Annotated in this window: 24 protein-coding genes; 5 read left to right on the top strand and 19 right to left on the bottom strand. The window is 40.1% G+C overall.

Features of this window, described 5'->3' with window-relative positions; all coding sequences use genetic code 11:
* Nucleotides 1-277: 277 nt before the first annotated feature.
* The 7 genes from QNN06_RS09955 to QNN06_RS09925 all read right to left on the bottom strand — a co-directional run bounded on the left by QNN06_RS09955 (nt 278) and on the right by QNN06_RS09925 (nt 8,016).
* Nucleotides 278-1,978, bottom strand: coding sequence for a glycerol-3-phosphate dehydrogenase/oxidase (locus tag QNN06_RS09955; RefSeq protein WP_284037517.1), 1,701 nt, complete (start codon nt 1,976-1,978; stop codon nt 278-280).
* A 177-nt stretch (nt 1,979-2,155) separates the two neighbouring features.
* The gene (glpK, locus tag QNN06_RS09950) at nt 2,156-3,646 is read right to left on the bottom strand and encodes a glycerol kinase GlpK (RefSeq protein WP_213116511.1); all 1,491 of its coding nucleotides are present in this window, start codon (nt 3,644-3,646) and stop codon (nt 2,156-2,158) included.
* A 129-nt stretch (nt 3,647-3,775) separates the two neighbouring features.
* Complete coding sequence (locus QNN06_RS09945) at nt 3,776-4,330, bottom strand: glycerol-3-phosphate responsive antiterminator (protein WP_213116512.1); 555 nt, start codon at nt 4,328-4,330, stop codon at nt 3,776-3,778.
* 32 nt (nt 4,331-4,362) lie between these two features.
* Nucleotides 4,363-5,565, bottom strand: coding sequence for a DUF4129 domain-containing protein (locus tag QNN06_RS09940; protein WP_284037516.1), 1,203 nt, complete (start codon nt 5,563-5,565; stop codon nt 4,363-4,365).
* Nucleotides 5,562-6,758 (bottom strand): DUF58 domain-containing protein, encoded by a 1,197-nt coding sequence (locus QNN06_RS09935; protein ID WP_284037515.1) that lies wholly within the window; start codon nt 6,756-6,758, stop codon nt 5,562-5,564. The genes QNN06_RS09940 and QNN06_RS09935 overlap by 4 nt, the downstream gene beginning before the upstream one ends.
* A complete protein-coding gene (locus tag QNN06_RS09930) occupies nt 6,755-7,705 on the bottom strand; it encodes an AAA family ATPase (RefSeq protein ID WP_284037514.1) in 951 nt (316 codons plus the stop codon). Before QNN06_RS09930 ends, QNN06_RS09935 begins: the two co-directional genes overlap by 4 nt.
* Nucleotides 7,706-7,821: 116 nt before the next feature.
* Nucleotides 7,822-8,016 carry a hypothetical protein gene (locus QNN06_RS09925; RefSeq protein ID WP_213116516.1) on the bottom strand — a complete coding sequence of 65 codons (195 nt, stop codon included), beginning with the start codon at nt 8,014-8,016 and terminating at the stop codon, nt 7,822-7,824.
* Between the two features lie 234 nt (nt 8,017-8,250).
* Between QNN06_RS09925 and QNN06_RS09920 the strand changes: the two genes are divergently transcribed.
* Complete coding sequence (locus QNN06_RS09920) at nt 8,251-8,439, top strand: YkvS family protein (protein WP_213116517.1); 189 nt, start codon at nt 8,251-8,253, stop codon at nt 8,437-8,439.
* Nucleotides 8,440-8,497: 58 nt separating this feature from the next.
* Here the strand turns inward: QNN06_RS09920 and QNN06_RS09915 are convergent, their stop codons facing one another.
* The gene (locus QNN06_RS09915; RefSeq protein ID WP_249366436.1) at nt 8,498-8,617 is read right to left on the bottom strand and encodes a DUF6254 family protein; all 120 of its coding nucleotides are present in this window, start codon (nt 8,615-8,617) and stop codon (nt 8,498-8,500) included.
* 126 nt (nt 8,618-8,743) lie between these two features.
* On the opposite strand from QNN06_RS09915, the gene QNN06_RS09910 reads away from it, so the two are divergent.
* Nucleotides 8,744-9,358 (top strand): CPBP family intramembrane glutamic endopeptidase, encoded by a 615-nt coding sequence (locus tag QNN06_RS09910; RefSeq protein WP_213116518.1) that lies wholly within the window; start codon nt 8,744-8,746, stop codon nt 9,356-9,358.
* 26 nt (nt 9,359-9,384) lie between these two features.
* Here the strand turns inward: QNN06_RS09910 and QNN06_RS09905 are convergent, their stop codons facing one another.
* Entirely contained in the window at nt 9,385-10,434 is a 1,050-nt protein-coding gene (locus tag QNN06_RS09905; protein WP_213116519.1) for a YkvI family membrane protein, read from the bottom strand.
* Nucleotides 10,435-10,637: 203 nt separating this feature from the next.
* Here QNN06_RS09905 and QNN06_RS09900 point away from each other — a divergent pair, with 203 nt between their 5' ends.
* Entirely contained in the window at nt 10,638-12,782 is a 2,145-nt protein-coding gene (locus QNN06_RS09900; protein ID WP_213116520.1) for an ATP-dependent Clp protease ATP-binding subunit, read from the top strand.
* A gap of 37 nt (nt 12,783-12,819) precedes the next feature.
* Here QNN06_RS09900 and QNN06_RS09895 read toward each other — a convergent pair whose 3' ends face one another.
* From QNN06_RS09895 to QNN06_RS09885, 3 genes are all read right to left on the bottom strand, one after another.
* On the bottom strand, nt 12,820-14,514 hold the full coding sequence (locus QNN06_RS09895) for a M3 family oligoendopeptidase (protein WP_213116521.1): 1,695 nt from the start codon (nt 14,512-14,514) through the stop codon (nt 12,820-12,822).
* Between the two features lie 95 nt (nt 14,515-14,609).
* Nucleotides 14,610-15,050, bottom strand: a complete 441-nt coding sequence (locus QNN06_RS09890) for a MarR family winged helix-turn-helix transcriptional regulator (protein ID WP_213116522.1) — start codon at nt 15,048-15,050, stop codon at nt 14,610-14,612.
* A gap of 226 nt (nt 15,051-15,276) precedes the next feature.
* On the bottom strand, nt 15,277-15,756 hold the full coding sequence (locus QNN06_RS09885; RefSeq protein ID WP_349654935.1) for a hemerythrin domain-containing protein: 480 nt from the start codon (nt 15,754-15,756) through the stop codon (nt 15,277-15,279).
* A gap of 223 nt (nt 15,757-15,979) precedes the next feature.
* On the opposite strand from QNN06_RS09885, the gene QNN06_RS09880 reads away from it, so the two are divergent.
* On the top strand, nt 15,980-16,327 hold the full coding sequence (locus QNN06_RS09880; protein ID WP_213116523.1) for a hypothetical protein: 348 nt from the start codon (nt 15,980-15,982) through the stop codon (nt 16,325-16,327).
* A 127-nt stretch (nt 16,328-16,454) separates the two neighbouring features.
* Here QNN06_RS09880 and QNN06_RS09875 read toward each other — a convergent pair whose 3' ends face one another.
* From QNN06_RS09875 to QNN06_RS09850, 6 genes are all read right to left on the bottom strand, one after another.
* The gene (locus QNN06_RS09875; RefSeq protein ID WP_040204690.1) at nt 16,455-16,739 is read right to left on the bottom strand and encodes a ferredoxin family protein; all 285 of its coding nucleotides are present in this window, start codon (nt 16,737-16,739) and stop codon (nt 16,455-16,457) included.
* Entirely contained in the window at nt 16,739-18,034 is a 1,296-nt protein-coding gene (locus QNN06_RS09870; protein WP_213116524.1) for an FAD-dependent oxidoreductase, read from the bottom strand. The genes QNN06_RS09875 and QNN06_RS09870 overlap by 1 nt, the downstream gene beginning before the upstream one ends.
* On the bottom strand, nt 18,027-19,058 hold the full coding sequence (locus QNN06_RS09865) for an electron transfer flavoprotein subunit alpha/FixB family protein (RefSeq protein WP_213116525.1): 1,032 nt from the start codon (nt 19,056-19,058) through the stop codon (nt 18,027-18,029). Before QNN06_RS09865 ends, QNN06_RS09870 begins: the two co-directional genes overlap by 8 nt.
* Nucleotides 19,059-19,098: 40 nt before the next feature.
* Nucleotides 19,099-19,923 carry an electron transfer flavoprotein subunit beta/FixA family protein gene (locus QNN06_RS09860; RefSeq protein ID WP_213116526.1) on the bottom strand — a complete coding sequence of 275 codons (825 nt, stop codon included), beginning with the start codon at nt 19,921-19,923 and terminating at the stop codon, nt 19,099-19,101.
* Nucleotides 19,924-20,407: 484 nt separating this feature from the next.
* On the bottom strand, nt 20,408-20,668 hold the full coding sequence (locus QNN06_RS09855; protein WP_249366437.1) for an aspartyl-phosphate phosphatase Spo0E family protein: 261 nt from the start codon (nt 20,666-20,668) through the stop codon (nt 20,408-20,410).
* Nucleotides 20,669-21,032: 364 nt separating this feature from the next.
* Nucleotides 21,033-22,214, bottom strand: coding sequence for a pyridoxal phosphate-dependent aminotransferase (locus tag QNN06_RS09850; RefSeq protein ID WP_284037513.1), 1,182 nt, complete (start codon nt 22,212-22,214; stop codon nt 21,033-21,035).
* Between QNN06_RS09850 and QNN06_RS09845 the strand changes: the two genes are divergently transcribed.
* Entirely contained in the window at nt 22,206-23,114 is a 909-nt protein-coding gene (locus QNN06_RS09845; RefSeq protein WP_372447572.1) for a carbon-nitrogen family hydrolase, read from the top strand. The two genes, QNN06_RS09850 and QNN06_RS09845, sit on opposite strands and share 9 nt — an antisense overlap.
* A 663-nt stretch (nt 23,115-23,777) precedes the next feature.
* Here QNN06_RS09845 and QNN06_RS09840 read toward each other — a convergent pair.
* Complete coding sequence (locus tag QNN06_RS09840) at nt 23,778-24,884, bottom strand: PAS domain-containing sensor histidine kinase (RefSeq protein WP_284037512.1); 1,107 nt, start codon at nt 24,882-24,884, stop codon at nt 23,778-23,780.
* Nucleotides 24,885-25,085: the final 201 nt, after the last annotated feature.

Here is a 25,085-nt window from a genome sequence, read left to right as displayed (position 1 = left end):
ATAAATAAAAATTAATGCTCACTTTCATAAAATAGCCAAAATACCTTCTTTAGTCAAATAAGACATTTAAGAAATAAAGTAAAGAATTTAAATTTATTTTCCCCTGAAAGTTATCCAAACATGTAATGATTATTTATCTATCAAGGTTATATAATAATGTTACAAATGGTAGAATAGCATTTTCTTTAAATTCATTCAAATATTTTGTGTTTACGTTCACAAAAACGTCAAAAACATTAAAAACCGCCCAAACGGACGGCTTTTGGTACCTTTAATGCTAATTTTTTTTATTCTCGCTCACTGCTTGGGGAAAATCGTTCGGTTCATCGACCGGTGTGACTGCGGACACTAAAGCCTCCTCGACCGCTAAAGAGTATTTTGCCTGATCCTTGTCACTCCAGCCAAATTTGGCAGACATATAATTTATTACTTGTTTTTTATATTTCCGAACTGTTTGTATGTCAAATAATATTGAACCAGTGCGGCGATTTAAGAAGTCGATTGGCGTAGCAATCATTTCATGCTCAATTGCGTAAATTAGTTTTGCAAATAAATCCAAAGGCAGTTTGTATTTTACTGCATCATCCTTATTCTCTTTTAAGAGGTTAAAGACAGAGTCAATATTTGACCCGTACATTCTCGTTAATTTTTCAGCTTCTTTGCTGGACAGCCCCAGCTCTGTCCCGTTCTGAACTTGTTTTGCAACATAGGAATTAAAATTGGCAGAACCTCCTACATTTCCTCCTGATATCGGCATGTTTCTTGTTTGGCATGAAGGGAGCGTTCTCCCTTCTCCTGATTGAAATTTATCAACTAGCAAATCAACAACTGTCTCCGCCATTTTCCGATAGCCCGTTAATTTGCCGCCGGCAATTGTAATCAAACCAGAATTTGATTCCCAAATTTCATCCTTACGGGAAATTTCTGACGCATTCTTTCCTTCCTCATAAATCAGCGGCCGTACGCCAGCCCAGCTGGATTCAATATCCTGTTCCGTAATCTTAACCTCTGGAAACATATAATTAATTGCATTAATGATATAGGTACGGTCTGATTTTGTCATTTGTGGATGTACTGCATCTTCATTATAAAAAGTATCAGTCGTACCAACATAAGCCTTCCCATCTCTCGGAATTGCGAAAACCATTCGACCGTCTGGTGTATCAAAATATATTGCTTGCTTTAATGGGAATCGGGATTGGTCGATAACTAGATGAACCCCTTTTGAAAGCTGAAGTGTTTTTCCTTTTTTAGATTTGTCCATTTCACGGATATGATCAACCCAAGGACCGGCAGCATTAACAATTTTTTTCGCCCTGATTTCGTATTTTTCACCAGTTATCTGATCCTCACCAACTACTCCGACAACTTTTCCATTTTTATAAATAAGCTTGGTTACCTTTGTATAGTTGCAGGCAGTTGCTCCATTTTCAACTGCCGCCTTCATCACTTCAATGGTCAGTCTAGCATCATCAGTACGATATTCAACATAATAGCCCGCGCCCTTTAAACCATCCTTTTTCACCAGTGGCTCCTTAGCGAGCGTTTGTTCTGCTGATAACATGCTGCGGCGTTCGGATTTTTTCACCCCTGCCAAAAAGTCATATACCCTAAGTCCAATCGAAGTGCTGAACGGGCCGAAAGTACCGCCTGTATGCATGGGCAAGAGCATCCATTCAGGTGTCGTCACATGAGGTCCATTTTCATACACAATGGCCCTTTCCTTTCCTACTTCAGCCACCATCTTCACTTCAAATTGTTTTAAATAACGAAGCCCGCCATGGACCAGCTTCGTTGATCTGCTGGAGGTTCCTGCCGCAAAATCCTGCATTTCAACCAAGGCTGTACTCATTCCTCTTGTTGCCGCGTCTAATGCGATTCCGGCACCTGTAATGCCTCCGCCAATTACTAAAATGTCAAATCGTTTATTTTTTAGTTTAGTTGCAATTTCAATACGATTTAAATTTGAAAATTTCATCGTCATTTCCTCCAATTTAATTGCCATATTATATGCAAACTTTTTTAAGGGGAAATAAAAAGAGACCACAAAAGCCATTATCTATTTTTAGATAATGTTTTGTGGTCTCTCCAATTTCTCCAGACAATTTATTAACTTGATAATATTATACCATAATTTACCTCAAATGGTTATTAATTATTTAAAAACCATCGCTGCTTTTACTGCTTTTTTCCAGCCGGCATACAATCCAGTCCGGATTTCTTCTGACATGGTTGGATTGAATTGATTATCAATAGCCCATTGTTTTGAAATTTCCTCTTGGCTTTTCCAGAAACCGACCGCAAGACCTGCTAAATAGGCTGCACCGAGTGCGGTCGTTTCATTAATGACTGGTCTTTCAACCGGCACATTGAGGATACCGCTTTGGAAAGTCATTAAGAGGTTATTCTTTACAGCACCGCCGTCAACACGCAAAGTCTTCAGTTCAATACCTGAATCAGCTTCCATCGCAGATAACACATCTTTAGTTTGGTAAGCCAGTGATTCAAGTGTCGCCCTAATAAAATGTTCCTTTGTTGTTCCGCGTGTCAAGCCAAATACGGCCCCACGCACTTCACTATCCCAGTATGGTGTTCCTAATCCAACGAATGCCGGTACGATATATACACCTTCAGTCGATTCCACCTTTTGGGCATATACCTCACTATCCTTTGCATCCTTGAACATCCTTAACCCATCGCGCAACCATTGAATCGCCGATCCAGCAACAAAGATGCTGCCTTCGAGCGCATATTCAACCTTGCCATTCAATCCCCAAGCAATCGTTGTCAGCAGACCATGGTCTGAACGGACAGCCTTTTCCCCAGTATTCATTAACATAAAGCAGCCTGTGCCATACGTATTTTTGGCCATCCCTTTTTCAAAGCAAGCCTGGCCAAACAAGGCTGCCTGCTGATCGCCTGCAACACCGGCAATCGGTATTTCTTTGCCAAAAAAGTGGTAATCGATTGTGTTGGCATAAACCTCAGATGATGGGCGAACTTCAGGCAACATGGACTTTGGAACACTTAAAATTCCCAATAGTTCATCATCCCATTTTAGCTCATTGATGTTAAACATCAACGTACGTGAAGCATTGGAATAATCTGTCACATGTGCTCGCCTGCCGGACAATTTCCAAATCAGCCAAGTGTCAATTGTCCCGAATAGCAGTTTCCCTGCTTCCGCTCTTTCCCGTGCGCCTTCAACATTGTCTAAAATCCATTTTACTTTCGTTCCTGAAAAATAGGCATCAATCAGCAAACCTGTTTTATTACGGAAGGTTTCCTGATACCCTTTTTCTTTTAACTCTTCACATATTTCGGTCGTTTGTCTAGACTGCCAGACGATAGCATTATAAACAGGAACTCCTGTTTCTTTATCCCAGACAACAGTTGTTTCCCGCTGATTGGTAATTCCGATTCCGGCAACCTGTTCGGGCTTAACTCCTGATTCCGAGAGGACAGCAGCTATAACAGCAAGAATAGAACCCCATATTTCATTGGGATTGTGCTCTACCCAGCCCGGTTTCGGAAAATACTGGGTAAATTCCTTCTGGGCAGAATAAACTATTTCGCCACTTTGATTAAAAAGAATTGCACGGGAACTTGTAGTTCCCTGATCTAGTGATAAAATATACTTTTCCATACTTACACCTCACATTCAAAAAAGGAGAACCACAAACTAGCCGCATTAAACGACCAACTGTGTTTCTCCTTATCTCCGTCACAAAGTATTAACTTGTTAAATTGAGTATATAAAGTTAGGAAAACGGTGTCAACCTATTTTTTCAAATCGGTTCCAGAGTTCTTTTTTTGAGGTTGTTATTGCAGTGGCGCCTGCATTTAAGGCATTTTCGATCTCAACTGCTGTTCGAATTAGGCCGCCTGCAAAAATCGGGATATTAACGCGTTCTTTCACTTCTTTAATCATCCACGGCATTGCCCCTGGAAGTACTTCAATATAATCCGGCTGGGTTTTTTCGATTAGCTTATAGCTTTTTTCAAGGGCGTGGCTGTCAATTAAAAAAATTCTCTGCACCGCAATGACTCCCTTTTGCTTGGCTTTCTGTATCACACCAGCCTTTGTGGAAATAAGTCCGTACGGCTTGAATTCCTGGCAAATATATTCCGTTGCATATTCATCATTTTTAATGCCATGAATTAAGTCAACATGGTAGATCATTTTTTTCCCAGATTGCTTGGCCATTTGATTAATATTTTTCAGCTGGGCAATATGCATATCTAAAAAAACCCCAATTTCGTACGGACTTTGTAAAAACCGCTCAAATTCCTTCATATTTCCAGAGGCCGGCAAGATATTTTGTTTCATCGTATTTAAGTTCACCTACTAGTTTTAAATGTCTATTTTTTTTGTTCTTTTCGTATTTCCTTCAGATGTAATTTTAATGCTTGTGCTTCCTGTTGAACATATTTCTTATCCTCAATAGAAGCCTCATCTCCGCCATAGCGTACCCTTTCATAAATTTGAATGGTTTCATTTGACAAATGAAGTCCAGTCCTTTGCCGCCACTCTTTAAGCGTCTCGTTTGCCGCTCGTCCTAAACGCAGACGATGCGCAAATTTTTCCAGCCGAAAAATTTCCTTTCGAATAAAATCATCCGGCGGCACTTCCTTTCTTTTAAAAATGGAGGTGAATACTCCGCCAGGCTCGCCTTCAGAAATAATCACGGAATGATGAAAATGGCTGCCTGTTTCCTTCAGTCTTGATTTCCTTCGGAGCAAATATATAACAAACCCAACTACAGTGCAGAGAGCAAGAAAATACAAAACATTTTCCGTTACTTCGAAGGATCTTGGCTGATAGTCAAACCCCTCGTTTGTACCTTCCCCAGTCTTTGTAGTAGGTTTATAGGCGCTGCTGCCAAATAAGGATAGCGCAAATTCGATAAAACGAATCACGGGGACTGCAAGGCCTGAAAATAAAAAAACAATACCTTGCAAAATACTCGAGAAAATCAGCTGAATATATTTTAATAAGAACATAAAGGCAATTCCAATCACTGTCACACTTGCCATTATTCTAAAAAAATAAAAGGCAAATTTCGTTTTGTCATTGGTAATTGCAGACCACTTCCTACAGAAACCGTCCATTATGATGACGACAATAAAAAGGATAATTTGAAAAATAATCTCATTTTGATATGGATAGGAAATCATTGCGGAATACACAAGGGCGATAATCCCAAGAATAAAGGAAAAAAATAACAGTATGGTTTTTGAAAGCCCTGAACTTTCATCATAAATGGTAATTCCACGCCAAAAAACAAACAAACCTATTACCGATGTGAAAAAAAGAGATAGCCCCCCAAGATGACCGATGATGATGATAACCGGCAAGATGATGATTAAAAAAAGCCATTTCCCCTTACTTGCAAACCTTTCAAGCAATATGAAAAATAAAATGATGCTGATAAAACCTAAAGAAGAAAACAGCAAAATAGGGGGAAACGCTTTTTGACCGATAAAAAATAAAAACAGAAATAAATTAGCAATGATTATTTCTAATATAAAATGTGAGGATGCGGCTGCAATTCGATACATCATAGCAGCTGCCTTCTTTCTTTGTGAATTTCCAACTCACCTAAAAGGCAATCTTCGGCTGCTAACCTCAATTCCATTAATCTTACACCTTTTTGCGCTTCATTTAATAGTAGCCTATTTGTTTCGTCAGTCCTGACTCCGAGATGAATCAAAAAGGGCTGTCTTTCGAAATGGCGCTGATAGAATGAAACAAGCTGATGATAGGGTAAGGTTGTATTAAGTGAACTGATGGAGGAAAGGGTTTCCAGGGCCTTTTGTAAATGTTCTTTTCCCTCCCCTTTGGGCAAATAAAGAAAAGGGGTGCTCCCTGCTGTTCGAACGTTGATACATAAAGAATAAGGCAGCTGCTGTTGATAGGCATAATATGCAAATTCCGCAATCGCACTTATGTATGTTTCAAGATCGCCGGTAATGGAATGCCCATTAGAAATATTCAGGGCGATTACGCAGCCCTTTTCAGAAATTTTTTCATAAAGTTTCGTTTGTAAAATCTGCTTTCTAGCACTTGCTTTCCAATGAATTCGGTTAAAGCTGTCGGTTGCAACATAGTCCCGCGTTCCTAACGGTCCAAGACGCTCCTCAAAAACAGAAAAGGGAACGGCATTATATCCTTGGCGGATCGTCTTTTGTTCCGCTAAACCTTTTACCGGTACGGTGGATGGATAAACAACAGCCTGTTGTTTTAACAGAAATCTGGACTCTAACACCATTTCCCCAAACCCAATTAAACTTGGAATACGGTATTCGATTTTGCGAATCCGAGCAATGCCTCTTTTGATTGCTGTAAATGGAATCTCCACATGTTTTGTTTGATTCGGAAAAAGTGAAAAAGGGACATTAACCTCGTACAAAGAAAACCTATCTTCTTGTTCATTTCCTTTGGGAGCTACATAGGAATCAAAGGAGACTCTTAATTCACCTTTAATGATTGGATACCCATGGTTTTTGAACACAATGTTCCAGTTACCCTCCTCACCAATAAAAAAGCGATTCAACTCATTCCTATCTTCTAAAAAAAGGCCGTTCCCTACTTTTTTCAAATAATAACGATTAAATATGATTATTGCCAGAAAAAAGCCGGCTAAAAAAAGAGTCCATTTTGATTGGATATAGAGTCCAATTATAATCATAACAATAGCCAAACCGACAAGGCTGGGAATTACCTGGTCCTCTATTGAGTATTTGTTCCAATTCATCCGTCTGCCCCCGCTTCTACTGGAACCGGAACCGAATCGATAATTTCCAAAATAATCTCTTCTTGGGATTTGGTTAACGACCCTTCGATTGATAGGATGATTCGATGTCCAATTACAAATGGAGCAACTGACTTTATATCATCAGGCGTTACAAAGGTGCGCCCGTTTAAAAAAGCTTTCCCTTGAGAAGCTTTCATTAGTGCCAATGTTCCCCGCGGGCTGACCCCGAGCTCAATACTGCTGTGCTCCCTTGTTCTTCTGACAATAGATAGCAGGTAATCTTCCATATCGTTTGTCATGTAAACCTTATTTATTGTCTTCTTTAACTCAACAAGATCAGAAAGTGAAAAAACTTGACGGAGTGGATCCTGCCCTGGATTTACCCGCCCATTATGCATAATCTGTTTTTCTTCTTCAAATGCAGGATACCCCACCTTTATTTTCATAAAAAAACGGTCCATTTGCGCAACAGGCAGTGGGAAAGTCCCTTGCTGGGATTCTACAGGGTTTTGCGTTGCGATGACCATAAATGGCTCATTAATTGGAACAGTAATACCGTCAATCGTGACCTGTCTCTCTTCCATAACCTCTAATAAACTGGATTGTGTTCTCGGAGTCGCGCGATTAATCTCATCTGCCAAGACAAGATTAGCCATGATTGGCCCAGGGCGAAGCTCAAATTCCTGTACCTTCGGATTAAAAAATTGAATTCCCGTGACGTCACTCGGAAGAACATCGGGGGTAAACTGAATTCTTGAAAAGTGCCCGCCAATAGCTGCTGCAAAACTTTTCGCAAGCATGGTCTTTCCTGTCCCCGGCACACTTTCAAGTAAAATATGTCCATTAAACAATAACGAAATTGCCATCAACTCTACTTCCAAGTCTTTTCCGACAATTACTTTACTAATCTCCTGCTTTAACGATTGTATATTTTCTGTTACAGTCATTTTCTCATCCCCCTGGAAGTTTCATCTATATACGTAACCCTTTTATTTTATCAAATTTTTCCACCTTCCCAAACATACTGGTAAAAAAAGAACCCTATAAAAACGGGTTCGTTCATTTAACTTCTCGGCTCTTTTAAATATTGGTAGAGAACATCTCCATTTCGCTGAGCAATGCCGCGGAAGTGTTTAAAATCTTTTCGTTTTACCAGCACCTGACGGAAATCCATAAATTCCTCAACGTTAACGTAATATTCGGAAAGCTCTCCGTTCATAAGACGATCTAATATATCGTTAACTGTTTCTTCCCTCATTTTTCAGCACCTCTTTCCACTTCCTTATTTTAACGTAAAAACCTATTTTAAAGCTAATTTCATCCCTAAATATGAAAACGTTACCATAATCTAATTGTATTTCCAGAATTTTTTTACAAAAACATATAAGAAATTAACTAAATTGTAACATTAACACCTTTACGAATTTGGAAAAATAGTGCAAACTGTTATTTAAATAGTTTTTAAGTTTGCTAGATAAAGGAGAGAGGAAATTTGAAAAAAGCAGAGGTAGGAAATATCATCGAATTTCGCGGCGGACTGCAAGGGATTGTTGAAAAAGTTAATGAAAATTCTGTAATAGTTGACTTAACATATATGGATAATTATCGTGATTTAGAATTAGATCAGCGTACAGTCGTTAATCATAAAAATTATAAGGTTATCAAAGAAACCGCTTACTAATTGTTTGAAAAGGCAGAATGCACACTGCCTTTTCTTCTTTTTTATACCAGAAAGCCGTTTATTTTCCTTGGTCCGTTTCCTTTGAAAGCTCTTTAAACGATTTAACCTTGCCATGAGGATTTTGATCCTGCTTTCTGACCGTCCATTCACGTTCCTTTTGACTTTGTGCTTTACTCATTCTCTTCACTCCTTTCTCGATTATATTTTTTTCATTTAAAGATATTCTTATCAATGTTATTGGATAAAATGTATATTGAAATCTTTTCCTTTACATATTGAGTTATGATTTTCGAAGGAGCCTATTATGGAATTAAAACGAACCCTGGATTTACGTCTAATTACCGGATTGATTATCGCCCATGCCCTTCTCTTTTTTTCTTTTCATGATAAGGCGATATTTTGGTACATTTTTTCCGGTTCCATCCTAATACTAATCGCCTTTGCCACGTTTCAGGGAGACGTGGAAGATGAGGCCTCTTTTATCAAGTATTTATTTTTAGGCGTCATTTCCGGTTTGCTATTATATTTGCTGTTTTGGATTGGCTATCAGCTTTTCGAGATGGCCAATTCAGGCTTTAAAAAAGATGTAAGACGTTTGTACCGATGGTTTGCCCCTTCGTTATTCTGGCACTATTTAGCCTTGATTTTGGTGGCAGCACCTGGCGAAGAGATGTTCTGGAGAGGGTTTGTCCAAAAAAGACTGTTAAAACACCTGAAACCGTACGTCGCCATTATTGCTGGCTCTTTATTATATGGGTCAGTTCATATTTATTCGGGGTCCTTTTTACTAATGTTCGCTGCATTCTCCTCCGGTCTTGTGTGGGGGTTTTTATACTTTTGGAAAAAAAGCATGCCCCTCGTGATTGTTTCTCATATCATTTTTGACATGATGATGTTTATCTTTCTGCCACTAACATAAAAGCAGCTGGCCTGAGCAGCTGCTTTTCAATTTCTTTCTGGGGGTGTAAATGGCTTCATCCACAGGAGAATAAAAAAACTCATGCAAATATACCCGAACAATGGATATAGATAGGACAAAAGTGTTCCGTAATTCACCAAGCTAATTAAGTAAGATACTGTAAAAATAGCTGTTACAGAAACTAGCGTCGGTACAGGCATATATTGCTTTAACTGCCGGTCGAGACCAAAAACATTACCAATAACTGAAGTAAAAATCTCTCCATAAATGATAATAACAAAAATCCAATAGAAAAACGGGGCTAAATTTCTCATAATAACGGCCATCGGAATTTCATATAATTCCAGGTTTGGGAGCATGATTAATGTAAAGTGGCTCGCAATTAATATTACCGTTAAAGCCACACCACCAAGAATCCCTCCCCATTTGATCGTCCAATCGTCCTTCACTTCTGATGCAATCGGCACTAGTACCGCTTGAGCAAGTCCAAGATTCAAGGCAGCATACGAAAATGGTGCAATAACGCTTTTCCACCCATCAGAAGCATGAGGAATATACAAAAATTGCTCTAAAAAGTTTGGCATTTGCAAAGACAAAAGCATTAAAATCAGACTAAAGCCAATCATTAAAGGAACCACAAAAGTATTGACAGCAAAAAGCCCCTTAGTACCTACAAGCATCACCAAATAAGATAAAAAAATGGTTATAAACACCCCCGCATTTTTTGGCAATCCAAGCTGTTCTTCAAAAACGGCCCCTGCTCCTGCCAGCATGACGGCACTTACCCCAAGCAGCATAAATAGCATAAAAAAATTGATGATGCCTCCAGCCCATTTTCCAAATAAATAATCATTAAATTCCTGGTACGATTTTGCATTAATTTGTGCAGCAATCCGCATCAGTTTTGAACCGATCACAACGAAAAGATAGCCGCTCATTAATATACTTATAAAGCCAAAGAAACCAAACCGTGAGAAAAATTCCACGATTTCTTTTCCTGTAGCGAATCCTGCTCCAACAACAGTCCCCACATAGACTGCCGCTATTTGAAAAGCTTGATTCCAGCTTTTTTTCACATCATCTCCCCCTTATCACAAATATATGACCAAAGGGACAAACAATGACGAGCTTTTTCTCGTAAGCTTATTTTCCTATCATGGAAAAAATTTCACCAAGCGAAAGACTTGAAAGTCAAAAAAGGTCAGAGTATACTATGGTCATAAGGTCAAATATAGTCAAAGTCAAATTGATAAAAGCTAATAACAAGGAGGTTGTTTACATGCTTTGTCAAAAATGTAATCAAAATCAAGCAAATGTACAATTAAACATGAATGTTAATGGGCAGCATCATGATTTGAAACTTTGCCATGAATGTTATACAAAGGAGAAAAAAGCATTAGGTGCAGGCTTTGGAATGAATATGAACCCATTCAACGGTTTTCCATTTGAAGAGCTTTTTGCTAGCAAGAACTTTTCCCAAGGCCACATTCCAAATGGTCAATTTAGTCAGGCAGTTGAAAATAAAAACGGCCGCGGCGGCTTTATCGACCAATTTGGCCGTAACCTAACACAAATGGCAAAAGCCGGCTTAATTGACCCGGTTATTGGCCGTGATCACGAGATTAAACGAGTCATTGAGGTATTAAACAGAAGAAATAAAAACAATCCTGTGTTAATTGGTGAACCTGGTGTTGGAAAAACGGCCATAGCGGAAGGTCTTGCCTTAAAGATTGCCGATGGCAATGTACCAGGCAAGCTGCAAAATAAAGAAGTTTATTTATTAGATGTAGCTTCTTTAGTTGCCAATACCGGAATCCGCGGTCAATTTGAAGAGCGGATGAAGCAGTTAATCGCTGAATTGCAGGAGCGGAAAAACATCATTTTATTCATTGATGAAATCCATCTGCTTGTTGGTGCAGGCTCCGCTGAAGGCTCTATGGATGCCGGCAATATTTTAAAACCAGCCCTTGCCCGCGGTGAACTTCAGGTTATTGGTGCTACGACATTAAAAGAATACCGTCAAATTGAAAAGGATTCAGCCTTAGAACGCCGCTTCCAGCCTATTCAGGTTCAAGAGCCGGATACAGATGCAGCCATTGCCATCCTTAAAGGGATTCAGAAAAAATATGAGGACTTTCATGAGGTCAATTATTCAGACGAAGCCATCCACGCTTGTGTGACCTTATCGCAGCGCTATATTCAAGACCGCTTCCTGCCTGATAAGGCGATTGATTTATTAGATGAATCAGGTTCAAAACTAAATCTAACTTCAGATTATCGGAATAATGAACAAATCGAGGCCCGTCTTAAGGAAATTGCTGCTAAAAAGGAAACAGCATTGAAAAAGGAAAACTATGAACTGGCAGCAAAGCTTCGTGATGAAGAAGCACAACTTGAAAAGGCATTAAATAGTGCCTCAAAAACGGAGCGACCGGTTGTTACAGTTTCTGATATCCAAAAAATTATTGAAGAAAAAACTGGGATTCCGGTCGGTAAACTTCAAGAAGACGAGCAGCTTAAAATGAAATCACTGGAAGAGAATTTGAATAAAAAGGTTATTGGCCAGGAACAAGCCGTTCAGAAGGTCGCAAAAGCTGTTCGCCGCAGCCGTGCCGGTTTAAAAGCAAAAAATCGTCCGATCGGGTCCTTCTTATTTGTCGGTCCAACAGGTGTTGGGAAAACAGAATTATCTAAGACTCTTGCAGAAGAATTATTTGGCACGAAGGATTCGATGATTCGACTTGATATGAGCGAATACATGGAAAAACACAGCGTGTCAAAATTAATTGGTTCACCTCCAGGTTATGTTGGCCATGAGGAGGCTGGTCAATTAACCGAAAAAGTCCGCCGCAACCCATATAGCATTATTCTCTTGGATGAGATAGAAAAGGCCCATCCCGACGTAATGCATATGTTCCTGCAAATTCTTGAGGACGGACGTCTTACTGACAGCCAAGGAAGAGTGGTAAGCTTTAAGGACACCGTCCTTATTATGACTAGTAATGCCGGCGTTGGACACAAAAACATTCACGTTGGCTTTGGAACATCCAATGCTATGGAAGAAGCTAGCATCCTTGACTCTCTTGGCAGCTTCTTCAAGCCGGAATTCTTAAATCGCTTTGACAGCATCATTGAATTTACATCGCTGGATAAAGAGCATATCTTATCTATTGTCGACCTAATGGCTTCTGAGTTGCAAGAAACATTAAAAGAACAAAACATTGAACTAACCATTTCAGTAGAGGTAAAAGGAAAATTAGCAGAACTTGGCTACCATCCTGCATTTGGTGCTCGTCCATTAAGACGTGCCATTCAGGAACAGCTTGAGGACAAAATTACTGATTTTATTTTAGACCAGCCAGATGCTAAACAGCTTGCTGCTATTTTAGAAGATGGCCAAATCAAAGTTATACTTTCTTATTAGCCAAAAAAAAAAGCGAAGCCCTGCGGCTTCGCTTTTTTTATAGCTTTTTATCATCAACCGAATTCAGCCAATTCTCGATTTCACCAACAACAGATTCTACACAGCCGGTTTTAAATGGTGATATTAAATTGGCTGCTTCCACTAGTTTAGTAAATGACATAGAACCGCCAAGCTTACAAAGCTTGACATAGTCTGCCCATGCCTCTGGATGATTCTCCCTTGACCGCTTCCAGAATTGGAAGGCGCAAATTTGCGCAAGCGTATAGTCAATATAATAGAACGGTGAGTTATAAATATGTCCCTGACGCTGCCAGAAGCCGCCGTTCTCCAAATACTTATTGCCGTCATAATCCTTATGCGGCAAATATTTTTTCTCAATTTCCCGCCATTTTTGCTTGCGCTCTGTTGGCGTGGCTTCCGGGTTATCATAAACCCAGTGCTGGAATTCATCAACGGAAACTCCGTATGGCAGGAACAAGAGCGCATCACTAAGATGAGAGAACTTATATTTATCGGTGTCTTCTTTAAAGAACAGCTCCATCCACGGCCAGGTAAAAAACTCCATACTCATCGAATGAATTTCACATGCCTCATAGGTTGGCCAATTATATTCAGGTATTTCAAACTGACGGCTCGAATAAACCTGGAAGGCATGGCCTGCCTCATGAGTCAGGACATCAATATCACCTGATGTGCCATTGAAGTTCGAAAAAATAAACGGAGCTTTATAATTTTCGATATAAGTGCAGTAGCCCCCGCTTGCCTTTCCCTTCTTGGCAACAAGGTCCATCAGATTATTTTCCATCATAAAGGTAAAAAATTCTCCGGTTTCCTCTGAAAGATCCTGATACATTTTTTGTCCGTTCTCAATGATCCATTCTGGACTACCCTTCGGTACAGCGTTTCCGGTCTCGAACACAAAACCTTCATCATAGAATTTTAATTTATCAAGGCCAAGCCGTTCCCGCTGCCGCTCTTTTAGCTTAGATGCGATTGGAACAATAAAGTCCTTTACCTGCTGACGGAAATTAGCCACCATCTCGGCGTTGTAATCGGTTCTCATCATGCGGTTATAACCAAGCTCGACAAAGTTTTTATAACCCAAGGCGTGAGCAATCTCGGTCCGCACCTTTACCAATTCATCATAAATCCGGTCAAACTCCGCATCGTGCTCTGCAAAGAAACCAAATTTCGCCGTACTCGCGCGTTTGCGCATCTCCCGGTCTGTCGATTCAATAAACGGGTCGATTTGCGCAAGTGTACGCTCTTCCCCTTCAAATTCGATTTTCGCCGATGCAACAAGCTTGGTGTATTCTGACGATAATCGGTTTTCCCTTTGCAGCAAAGGAACAATTTCCGGTTTAAACGTCTTTAGCTGACTTTCAGCAAGGGCGAAAAGCTGAGTGCCCCACTTGTTTTCCAATTGCGGGCGGAATTTGGAATCAACCAAAGCCTGATAATATCCTGTGATTAACCCTTCAACCTCAGGCTGGATTTCATCCATGTAATCCTGCTCATTTTTATAAAATTCATCATTCGTATCAATGGTATGGCGAATATTACAAAGATTGAACATCGTCCCCAAGTCATTTCTCAGTTGATTGATTTCATTCATGACCCCGCTCTGCTTTTCCACTGAGTCAGCGTTTTTGAAACGCTCTAATGCTTCATTAAATTTTGCCCGAACCTCGTCTAAGTTAGGTCGTACGTATGTATACTGTTCAAAGCCCATGAAAAAACCCCCTTTTTCATTTTTTTCGGCTATATTCATTTCGACACTATTGATTAATATTCCTTTTTGCAAAAAAAATACGACTAAAAGCCGTATTAAAATTTTCCTGCAGGCAGACCTAATTTTTTTAACAAGTCAATTGCCTCCAGCTTTTCGGAATCAGATAAACTTGACATAAGTTTATCAATTTGTTGGGCATGTTCAGGAAAAATATCCTGAATCAATTTTTTCCCCTCATCTGTTATTTGCGCAAAAATTACACGTCTATCTGTCGGGCAGGCGCTCCTTCTCAATAATCCCTTTTGTTCCAGCTTATCGACAACATACGTAATGCTTCCGCTCGCAAGCAGAATTTTTGCACCAATTTGTTGCAGCGGCTGGTCGCCTTTGTGGTAAAGAAGCTCTAATACGGCAAACTCAGTTGGGTTTAAACCGCTTGCTTGGATAACTTTATTGACGTGTTCATTAATGGCTTTATAGGCTCTTGAGAGAACAATGAATAGCTTTAACGAAACAGCTGTTGAATCTTTTTCCATAACAACTCATCCTTTATCTTTTTGGGAAATTGCCCTCAAAAGCAAAATACCCATAATATCTCGATTTCAAAATTATTATAAAAAAATTTCGAACCTCTGTCAATTGACGGCAAAGTCACACTTTTTATCCTAAATGTTTCTATTGCGAAAAAAGTAAAAAGGATGGAATGTCCATCCTTTTTACTTAATTTTTTGAATCCTTTGATGTAACTCTTCTTTTTCTTCATCAGAGAGCAATCTCGGCCATTGGGATGAGGACGTTTTCTTCCTTGTTAAAATGCTCTGTTAAAATAAAGTAAGCATTTTGGATGTATCCGGCTAATATTTTTAATTCATCATGTGAAGCAGGGGTCCTGGCTGCCTGTTCAAGAAAGGATTTAATATGTGCTTTTGCTTGGTCATGCTCATACTCCATTACCGCTATTGGTCCAGAAGTTGTCCCAATATAAGTCCCCATTATTGGGAACAGCACACCTTCTTCTCTTTCCGAATGCGGGTCAAGCGCTGCCTGAAATTCTTTTACCTTCATAATTAACTCTTGGAAATTAGCTTCTATATCAATATCTTTATCGATTTTTTGGGTTAAGCTGAACAATCCTTCCATTTGGCTTCTTAATGAGGGATGTTCTTCCTTTAATTGCCTTAATCCCTTACTTTTTAGTTCAGCATTCGGCATCCCGCCGATACCGCTCATACAACTGCTCATTCCATTCACTTCTTTCAATCTTCTGCTTATAGTATAAAAGCGCCATTCCTATTATGTAGTGACAATCGTCACATCTATACCAAATTTACAACGTCCTCGGAATATTATTGACAACTTTTTGAAAACGTTTTATTTTTTTGAAAAATTATAACATTTATCACTCAAAAATATCTTTATAGTTTCATATAATAAAGTTAGATATTATGAAAGGGAGGTAAATATATTGAAAACCCCAAATTATCATGACTTTTATCAAACGGCATTTTTACCGATTGGTGCAAATGATTTTGTTTCGCTTAAGGATACAGATGCCTACATTCCAGAATCCAATTCTACACATTGGCTAATTGCCGTAGAAGGGGTCCAGCTCCCTCAGCCACGGATTTATTATCATTGGAAAGTCAGTATATATCCAGCCGCAAATGACGGCGACTTCAATTGGAAAAAGCCGTATTTTTGCTCACAAAATATGGAACAAATGGATCATGCCATAGCCCTTGCTTCCTCGCTTGCAGCCTCCTGCAAAAAAGATGAACTTTCCTCGGCAGCCCTTTTAGAGAAAATAAGCTGACCCTGTAAATACTTACCTTCTAGCTTCACCTTCTTTTTAAAATCCCTTGTGAAAAAATATACATATAGTGTAAATTACAATTAGCAAAAAAAGGTGCTGCCTGCAAATAGCAAACAGCACCTTTTTTTTACGCTAACCTGAAGACAATTCCATGACCGCCTTTTGGATATTCCCATTTAATATTTTGGTAAGGGCAGCCAATCCGGCAGCTTCCGCATTCGTGACAACCTTCATAACCTACCTGCATCCGCGTTCCTTCCCACTTATATACCTCGGCTGGGCAAAATACTGTACAAATTTTATCAGGACATTGGGTCATACAAACGTCATGATCAAGAACGGTAAGATGGGACTTTGTGTCACACTTAAACCTGAGAAGATACTGTTTTTCCTCAATATTCTTCGTTGACATTATTTCACCGCCTTCCATGCACGATAGAGATCTTGCAATACGCGAAGCGTTCCTCTTTGCGAGGTCATATTCTTAATAATTTGCTTTTGTTTATCACGTTTTGGCGTGCCATCAACCGTAAAGAATTTGCTAGCTGCCTGATTCATCATCGGAACATACTCTTTAAAATATTGCGGGTATTTTTCGAATGTATGGGCAGCATCTTTGTACTTTTCTAAATCTTTGATGATAAAGCTATTATATAGGGCCTCGCGGTAGTTATTTAACATTGATTGGCTGAAATTGCCGAGGCGGTGCGCCTCAATAACAGTCTCGGCAGCCAATAAGCCAGAGTGCATCGCCATGTTCGAACCTTCACGATGAATGGCGTTAACAAGCTGGGCAGCGTCCCCAACAACAATAACTCCATTGCCTGCCACTTTAGGAACTGAGCGGTAGCCGCCTTCCGGAATGAGGTGGGCAAGATATTCAGCAGACTCGCCTCCGGCAATGAACGGCTTGACCATTGGATGGTTCTTTAAGTAATCCAGCAGTTCATATGGCTTCATTTTTGCTTTTATCATACTCGATAGTGTTGTCCCTACACCGATATTCAAACTCTCTTTGTTGGTATATAGGAAAGCCGTACCCAGATTTCCTTTTGTGGAATCTCCAAAGATCTCAATCGTGCAGCCTTGGTTGTCCTCCAAATTAAAGCGGTCATTTATTTTGTCTTTTGGAAGATTAACAACTTCCATAACCGTCAGTGCCACTTCGTCTGGGCGGAACTCCTTATGGAACCCAAGCTGTTTGGATAAAAGCGAGTTAACTCCGTCAGCAAGGACGACTACATCTGCAAAAACCTCACCATCCGGCCGGTCGGTTCGGACGCCAACTACCTTGCCGTCTTCGACAATACATTCCGTGACAACTGTTTCGGTAATTAGAAGCGCTCCTGCCTCCACAGCTTTCTTTGCGAACCATTGGTCAAACTGGGCCCTTAGGACTGTAAAGTTATTATATGGCTCCACGCCCCATTCGAGGCCCTTATATCCGAACGAAAGAACTGATTCTTTGTCCATCATCCAGAACCGCTGTTCAATGACCGGTCTTTCAAGCGGCGCTTCTTTCCAAAAGTCAGGAATCAATTCTTCCATTTGCTGGCGGTACAATACTCCACCCATAACGTTTTTGGCCCCTGGATACTCTCCACGTTCAATCAGCAGCACATTCAGACCGTTTTTAGCACAAGTGTAAGCACAAGAGGTTCCTGCAGGGCCAGCCCCTACCACAATCACGTCAAACTTCTCAGGCATAGCTCAGTTCACCGCCCTTTTCAGCTTTAAGCTTCTTAAATTGCTCGATTAGTTTAGGGACAATTTCCATTGCGTCTCCTACAATGCCGTACGTTGCCACGTCAAAAATCGGGGCGTTCGGGTCTTTGTTGATTGCAATTATAAACTCGGAATTCTTCATACCGACCACATGCTGAATCGCTCCGGATACTCCAATGGCAAAATAAATTTTCGGTGTGACCGTTTCTCCTGTCTGTCCAACCTGCTGCTCATGCGGCAGCCATCCTGCTTCAACGACATCGCGGGTTCCGCCTGCGCTGGCGCCGATTGTTTCCGCCAATTCATGTATTAGCTGGAAATTTTGCAGGTCGCCCATTCCTTTGCCACCGCATACGATAACATGGGCATCGGCTAATTTAGCTTTTTTTGTTACGTCATTCACAATTTGCAGTACTTTTGTACGCATTTCCTCTTCGTTCAAAGCTATTTTCTCTTCAATAATTTTTCCTTGTCTTACTGCATCTGGCTCAAGTGCCTTCATTACTTTAGGTCTTACTGTTGCCATTTGCGGGCGATGCTTCTTACAGAGAATCGTTGCCATAATATTACCGCCGAATGCCGGCCGGCTTGCTTCTAGCAATCTATTATCTACGTCCACATCCAGCATCGTCGTATCTGCTGTTAATCCTGTAACTAAATCAGTTGCAACAGCACTTGCCAAGTCCTTTCCGTTGGGTGTTGCACCGTAAAGAATAATTTCCGGCATATATTTTTGCGCTAGCAGCATAACACCGCTCATATAAGATTCTGTACGATAATCCTTCAAAACTGGATGGTCAATTAGGTAGACCTCGTCAGCCCCATAAGAAATAACCTGATTGGCTAATGGCCTTATTTGATTGCCCAGCAAGAATCCCCCTAATGGAACCTCAAGCTTATCTGCCAGCTTCTTGCCGGCACCCAGCAATTCTAGTGAAACATCTTCAATTTTACCGTCATTTTGTTCAATGAATACCCAGACTCCACGGTAATCGTCAAGATTCATTTAAGACCCCTCCTGCTCTATACCCTAAAATTTATTAACATTATTTAGTTGACTGTAATGTAAACAGGTCTTTTTTCTCCATCAGAATATCCATTAGCTGACTTACCTGCTCATCGGCGGACCCATCTAGCTTTTTCCCGCCTTCAGGCCGTGGAGGTGTGAACATCTTACCGACAACCGTAGGTGACCCTTTTAGTCCAAGCTGTGAGCGGTCAACATTTTCAAGATCATCCACTGCCCAAATAATCGGTTCATATCTTGCAGCACTAATCATGTTCGGCATTGGTGAATACTCGATATCATTGATTTCTTTTTCAACTGTTAATAGACAAGGCATTTCCGACTGGACCAGTTCGTATCCGTTGGTTAATTTCCGTTTAATTAAGACCGTTTTCTCACGCTCATTCACTTCTGTTACCTCAATCACATTTGTAACAGGAGGAATATCTAATCTCCGTGCGATACCAGGGCCAACCTGGCCGGTATCTCCATCAATGGCATGCTTTCCACAAATAATCATGTCAATCGGGAGTTCCTTGGCAATTCTTTCTAACGCCTTTGATAAGGCGTAACTGGTAGCAAGAGTATCGGCACCGGCAAAAGCACGATCCGATATTAAATACCCCTGATCTGCGCCTATTTCAACGCTTTTCTTAATGACAGCAGTTGCCTGCGGAGGTCCCATTGATAAAACCGAGATGGTCCCGCCAGTTTTTTCTTTGATTTTAACAGCTTCTTGAACCGCATGGGCATCATATGGGTTCAAAATAGCCGGGGCACTCCTGCGGTCGAGTGTATTTGTTTTTGGATTGATTTTGATGATTTTTGTATCGGGTACTTGTTTGACACATACGACAATGTGCATGTAGGACTTCCCTCCTCCAAATAAGCTAAAAATGATGAAAGCGTTTGACTTTCTGGTTGGTTATTAAAAATGCTTTTATTAACGATATATGAATCGCAATTTAAGCATATTACCCAAAATTAATAGATTTCTTTAATTGAATGAAAAAAGCTGGAAAATTCATATAAGAGAAATTTGCTGCATGTGCAGCAAGCACGGGTGAAGTTCATCATGGTGTGGGTATTTTAGATAGAAAATAGTACTAATTTAACTATATGAAATATTGAGATATAGACAATGATAAAAATCACAGCACTGTCTATACATGTAGAAAATATTTTTCTCTCTGAAAAATTTGTTTTTAAAGGAGGCACTAAAAAGAATGGGCCTTCTGCTACAATAATTAAATGTAACGGAAGGCCTTTATTTTGAGGTTTCTGGGCATTTTACAGTTAGATACTTACTAAAGTAGTTTTCATTAGAACAGTGATAAGATACCTTTTAGTTAGACTAATACTTTGGGCCAAATCATGATCATTTGCTTTAAGGCGAATTTGATTTCTTCGGGTGGTTTGGAGGCTTGTCCCATCATTCGGTGATACTCATTGATTAACTCGTCCAGTTCTTGACTGTATTTAATGGTTTGTTCACTTGTAAATCCCAATGTATTTGCACTTTTTATCATAAGTTCTCGTTTTGCTTTTATCTTTTCAATCATTTGACTATGGCTCGGACTGTGACTAGTGGTATTACTATACTCGTACAATGTTATCCTCCTACCTCTTACACACTTACTGTAATTCGCTAAAAAATTAGACTACTTGATGAATTATGACAAGAATTTCTTCAATTGTAAATACATTCGCAAAAGTAGACAAAACATTCTAAAACTTTCTATTTTCGACAGTTTATTTGCTCGTTTCCTTGAAATTTCGACATAAATTTCCAAATCGTTAGTTACGGATTGGAATTATTAAAGAAAACCGCTTTGTTCCAATAATGAAAGCGCATTCACTTTTGTGGAAGGATTGTACATTTTTTTAAAATATTTTTTTAGTACAAAAGTCCCTGAATCTAATATAAAAAAGCTGGCTCAAAAAAATCTAAGCCAGCTTTGTAACTTTATATTTTTAGCTTTTTTTAAATATCTCTAACTCACTGATCCGTTTGACTGCTACTGCAAGGCGCTCTTCTGAGGTCAGCAGGCCGATTCGGACATATCCTTCACCATACGAACCAAAACCAACTCCCGGTGCTGCTACTACTTGAGCCTTTTCCAACAAAATGTTGGAAAATTCTTCAGAAGAAAAACCATTCGGCACTTTTAGCCAAGCAAAGAAAGATCCCTTTGGCGCAGTCACGTCCCAGCCTATCGAACAGAGGCCGTCAATGAGGCAATTTCGTCTTTGCTCATACATCTCATTTAATTCCTTCACGCAGTCCTGAGGGCCTGTCAGCGCTTCTGCCGCTGCCTCCTGGACGGCACCAAACAAACTGACATATAAGTGATCCTGAATGAGCTCTAGTGCAGAAATCACACTTTCATTTCCTACTGCAAAAGCAACGCGCCAGCCTGCCATATTATAAGTTTTGGAGAGTGTGTATATTTCAATGCCGACATCCTTGGCACCCTGTGCCTGGAGGAAGCTTGGTGGTTTTACACCATCGAACCCGATGCCTCCATAGGCAAAGTCGTGTACAATACAAATATCATGGTCATTTGCAAGCCTTACAGTCTCTTCAAAAAATTCTAGGTCAGCTACAGCCCCGGTCGGATTATTAGGATAGTTTAGGAACATTAATTTTGCCTTCTCAAGGTCCTCTGTCCTTAGTTCGCTATAGTTAGGAAGGAAACGATTTTCTTCTTTCAAAGGCATGGTGACCATTTCGGCTTTAGCCAGTGCGACCCCGGACCAATAGTCAGGATATCCTGGATCAGGAACCAAAACGGTATCCCCAGGGTTTAACAAACATTGGGGAATCTCCACCAAACCCGCTTTGCCGCCAAAAAGGATTGCGACTTCCTTTTCGGGGTTGAGTTCTACACCATATTCCCGAAAATAAAAATCTGCGACCGCTTTTTTTAAATAAGGAAATCCCTGAAATGGAGAATATTTATGGTTTATAGGGTTTGCCGCTGCCTCCTGAAGCTTAACAACGATATGCCCTGGTGTCGGCTGGTCAGGATTCCCCTGGCCTAAATTGATCACATCAAATCCCCGTTCTATGTATTCACCTGCCTTTTTTACGAGTGATGCAAAAAATTGCTTTGGAAGACTATTCAATATTTCCGATTGAGGAAAATGCTTCATGTTCTCACCTGCTATTTTCTTAATTTTAAGGTTGAAATTCTAGTCACAAATGATATAACTTTTATAACGGCTTGTAAAGGAAAAATTCCGAAATTTCATAAGGGAGAGAGAATAATGAAATTAAAGATTGCTTGTTTGCAGATGGATATTGCCTTTGGCAATCCCGAAAAAAACTATCAGAATGCAGAAAAACTAATCGAAACAGCTATTAGCGAACAGCCGGATATCATTGTATTGCCCGAGCTGTGGACAACAGGCTATGATTTGACCCGCCTTGATACAATCGCTGATAAGGGAGCGCTTCAAACAATAGAATTTTTAAAAAATGCTGCCAAAAAGTACAATGTTAACTTTGTCGGCGGGTCTGTCGCCAATCAGGACGACCAGGGAGTGAAAAATACCCTTCTCATCATAAACCGTGAGGGCGAACTTAGTTCCGAATATAGTAAACTTCATTTATTCAAGCTGATGGATGAGCACCTTTATTTGGAAGCGGGTAGTGAAAAAGGCCTGTTTAAGCTTGATAACCACGCATTTGCCGGAGTCATTTGCTATGATATCCGCTTCCCGGAATGGATTCGTGCCCATACATCTGAAGGGGCGGAAGCACTGTTTGTAGTGGCGGAATGGCCTGCTCCAAGATTATCACATTGGAGAAATCTATTAATTGCGAGAGCAATCGAAAACCAATGTTTTGTGATTGCCTGTAACCGTTCCGGAAGCGATCCGAATAATCAATTTGCCGGACATTCACTCGTCATTGATCCATGGGGTGAGATTATCGCCGAAGCGGGCGCAGATGAGGAGATTTTAACCGCAGAGATTGATTTAAAGCTTGTTGGAGAAATCCGTAAGCAAATTCCAATCTTTGAAGACCGAAGACCAGATTATTACAAATAATTTTTCACAGAAAATAAGAGGCTGTCGAAAAACTTTTCGATAGCCTTTCATTTCGCTCTATTTCTTTAGTGATATTCCGCGATAGTTTATTATAATATTATTAATATATTGGCCCTTTCAACAGGTCTGCTGATTGGCGCTCCAGGCACTTCGCTTTCCGCGGGTGTGCCGGGGAGCCTCCTCGTCGCTAAAGCTCCTGCGGGGTCTCCCCTGCCCCATACTCCCGCAGGAGTCTTCGTGCCTTCCGCGCCAATCAACAGGTGTATTAAATTAAAACTTCAACTCACAAGATGAAGCTTCTATTATCTTGCCAGAAGACCAATGAAGGACAAAATCGATGGAATCATTGAGGGAAATGTCTCTCATAAAGGCGATACACTTAGCAAGGTTCGAAAAAGTGTGTGGCAATAATTTAGATTAATTTGTCTCCCTGTTGATTGGAGCGTAGGGCACTCGACTCCTGCGGGATATAGAGGTCACTGGAGACCCCACAGGCGCTAAAGCGCCGAGGAGGCTCCAGGACCTCCCCGCGGAAAGCGAGTGCCCGGAGCGGAAATCAACAGCCCTAGTTGCATAGACTATCAATTTAGATAAAATAAAAAATTGCCGAGAAAGATAACCTTTCTCGACAATTTGGGAGACTGCAATCATACTTTTTAAGTTTTAAAGCAGCGGCAGGGTGATATAGAATGTAGTCCCTTTTCCTACTTCGCTTTCAATCCGTATTGAGCCTTTATGCTCCTCAATAATTTTATAGCTGACCATTAACCCAAGTCCTGTGCCTCTTTCTTTGGTTGTGAAAAAAGCTTCCCCCAGCCTTTGTAATTTCTCTTTGGATATTCCTATCCCTTCATCCTGGATTGAAATCAGAGCTTGATTATTTTCAAAGGCCTCTATAGTAACCGTAATTGTCCCGCCGTCTGGCATGACTTCGATCGCATTTTTGATTAAATTAATAAAAACTTTTTTCAACTGATTGGGTTCACAAAAAATCGGCGCAAGCGTTTCATCAAATCTTGTTGAGAATTGAACATTATGTAAAACAGCCTGGGCGTGTAAAATGTCTAAGGTTTCCCTCATTATTTGATTCAGATTCTTCTCCTGAAAACGGATTTCCTGGGGTTTAGCCAATAGTAAAAATTCGTTAATGATGGTATCAATCCGCTCTAGCTCACTAGTTATCACTTCATAGTACATGGAATGTTCTTGTTTGATGCTACCTTCAAGTAGCTGGATAAAGCCTTTTAAAGCTGTCATCGGATTTCTGATTTCGTGGGCAATTCCAGCCGCAAGCTCGCCTATAACCTTTAACGTTTCTGATTTCCTAAGCTGTTCCTGCATATCCATCTTTTCAGTAATATCCTTTAAGGCAGTAAAATTCAAGTCCTCCATAATGTCTAATTTTGAACTGATTTCGATATGCCTATTTTTGCCGGAAATCATCTCAAAAACAATAATGGATGTATGATACCCCTTTTCAATTACCTGCTTAATATGTTTCTTTATTTCTAGCGTTTGTTTTTCAAGCTTGCTAAATGGCTCAAAAAACAATCTACCTATTAATTTTTCCTTTGGAAGACCAAATAGCTTTTCTGCTGTAAAATTTACATCTACTATGCGATATTGGTAATCCCAAAGGATGAGTCCATCAATGGAATCTTCAAAAATGCGTTTATATCTTTGTTCGTGCTTTTGCAATTTTGCATTTTTTGAAAACACTACATCAGGCTTGCTCGGTAAAGTACCATCCTGTTCCAATTTAATTTCCACTAAACGGCCACCCCGCTATCAACCAAAGTTCAGCGTTAATTTAAAAACTTATATTCTATACAAAACTTGTTAATTCCTTTTTTCTGCCAATATTTTTTATTTCTTCCTATAAAAAGAAAAACGCAAAGCTAAATTGCTTTGAGTCATGCTGTCGAAGAGGTCTGTTGATTAGCAGGGGCAATCAAAAATATCGATAGTTGA

Origin of the sequence: Neobacillus sp. 114 (assembly GCF_030127045.1) — a bacterium.
GTDB lineage: Bacteria > Bacillota > Bacilli > Bacillales > Cytobacillaceae > Neobacillus > Neobacillus rhizophilus.
Note: the sequence above shows the minus strand (reverse complement) of the source record. Positions and strands in the feature narration are given on the sequence as shown.